A 1,904-nucleotide genomic window follows, 5' to 3' on the forward strand; every position below is an offset into this window, starting at 1 on the left:
GTTTTTTCTGTGGGTTTTCATGAGGGAGTGTAATCACCAAACTGCCAAAATAGTTTGGGCGAATCCATGGAGTGAAAAAATCCGGATTTAAAAAATTGAGTAACTGTTCTCTATCCCGCTGCACGGATTTTGGATAGTGCATAATATAAAGCTGCCCCCACGACCAAAAATAGACTAAACGACGTTTGGCATCAAACCGCATCGGGCGCCATTTGGGGGAAGCCACCATAAAGAACCAGAATAGCGGGAAAAGAATAAAGAACCACCCCCAATAAAAGCTGGAATGATGCCTTTCTAACATTTCTTCAGCAAATTCATTGAAAGTTGTACCAGCATGCGTATAACCTAAATTATTAGGATCTTCATAGAAATGAAACGTATCTTTTATACTAATCATTGAATCTATCACCCATAGTATCTCTTTAAACATATTCTGAGTAGTAAAGCAATCGTAGATAAAAAAACCAACCGAGCATAAAAACCATACCCAAGAAAGGTCAGCCCGAATATGCCCGTCGTTATAACGGCGTATTTCAATTACGCCGTTGCCTAATTGCTTCACATTACGTGCAATCACATCAGGGGTATATTGAGAAATAGACATTTATTTTACTCCTGTGTAGGTTATTTCACTTTCAAAATAATCCGCTTTCACTTTCTTCCTCTAAAGTACGGTCAATATTGGGGGGGGGTTATGCATTTTTATCCAACCACGCCTGAATGCGGGCTTCGGTTTTTTTTTCGTTATAGCCGATTTGAGGAAAGAGACTGAATTGGTAGAACAAATTAAAATAATCACTCGCTATGCGTTTTTCTTTTTTGAAAAATTGACCGTATTCTTCATCAGGGTTTTCGCTGCCGAGGTAATCCAAAATAAAACTTAAAAGGGCGTGATTTTGGTTTTCACAGGCAGGGCGGTAAATGCCCAAAGGCACGCGGCGGGTGCGTTTTTTCTGTGGGTTTTCATGAGGGAGTGTAATCACCAAACTGCCAAAATAGTTTGGGCGAATCCATGGAGTGAAAAAATCCGGATTTAAAAAATTGAGTAACTGTTCTCTATCCCGCTGCACGGATTTTGGATAGTGCATAATATAAAGCTGCCCCCACGACCAAAAATAGACTAAACGGCGTTTGGCATCAAACCGCATCGGGCGCCATTTTGGGGACCCCACCATAAAGAACCAGAATAACGGGAAAAGAATAAAGAACCAGCCCCAATAAATTCTTTCCCAGTGCTTCTTTATCATTCCTACTTTGAATTCATTATAATAATTTTCAGGTATTTCTTTTCCTAATTCTGTAAAAGTCTCTATGCGCCATTTCCAGTTATCTTCTAACGCCCAATCAACTGAAATAGCCCATTGAATATCTCTAAACATGGTTTGAGTTGTAAAGTAGTCATAAATCAAAAATCCAACCGAGCACAAAAACCATACCCAAGAAAGGTCAGCCCGAATATGTCCGTCGTTATAAAGGCGTACCTCAATTACCCCATCACCCAACTGTTTTATGTTACGAGCAATCACATCCGCGTTATATTGAGAAATAGACATTTATTTTACTCCTGTGTAGGTTATTCCACTTTCAAAATAATCCGCTTTCACTTTCTTCCTCTAAAGTGCGGTCAATATTGGGGGTGTTTTATGCGTTTTTATCCAACCACGCTTGAATGCGGGCTTCGGTTTTCTTTTCGTTATAGCCGATTTGAGGAAAGAGGCTGAATTGATAGAACCAATTAAAATAATCACTCGCTATGCGTTTTTCTTTTTTGAAAAATTGACCGTATTCTTCATCAGGGTTTTCGCTGCCGAGATAATCCAAAATAAAGCTTAAAAGGGCGTGATTTTGGTTTTCACAGGCAGGGCGGTAAATGCCTAAAGGCACACGGCGGGTGCGTTTTTTCT

2 protein-coding genes and 1 pseudogene are annotated in these 1,904 nt (G+C 39.8%); all 3 read right to left on the reverse strand.

Annotated elements, in window-relative coordinates; genetic code table 11:
- A partial coding sequence (locus tag BKL49_RS11965) for a hypothetical protein (RefSeq protein WP_143530854.1) occupies nt 1-604 on the reverse strand: 604 nt, incomplete at its 3' end.
- An 88-nt stretch (nt 605-692) separates the two neighbouring features.
- Entirely contained in the window at nt 693-1,553 is an 861-nt protein-coding gene (locus BKL49_RS11975) for a hypothetical protein (RefSeq protein WP_077425772.1), read from the reverse strand.
- Between the two features lie 88 nt (nt 1,554-1,641).
- Nucleotides 1,642-1,904, reverse strand: a pseudogene (locus tag BKL49_RS11980) (hypothetical protein); the annotation flags it as partial.

The organism is Rodentibacter myodis, from assembly GCF_001999305.1.
Classification (GTDB): domain Bacteria; phylum Pseudomonadota; class Gammaproteobacteria; order Enterobacterales; family Pasteurellaceae; genus Rodentibacter; species Rodentibacter myodis.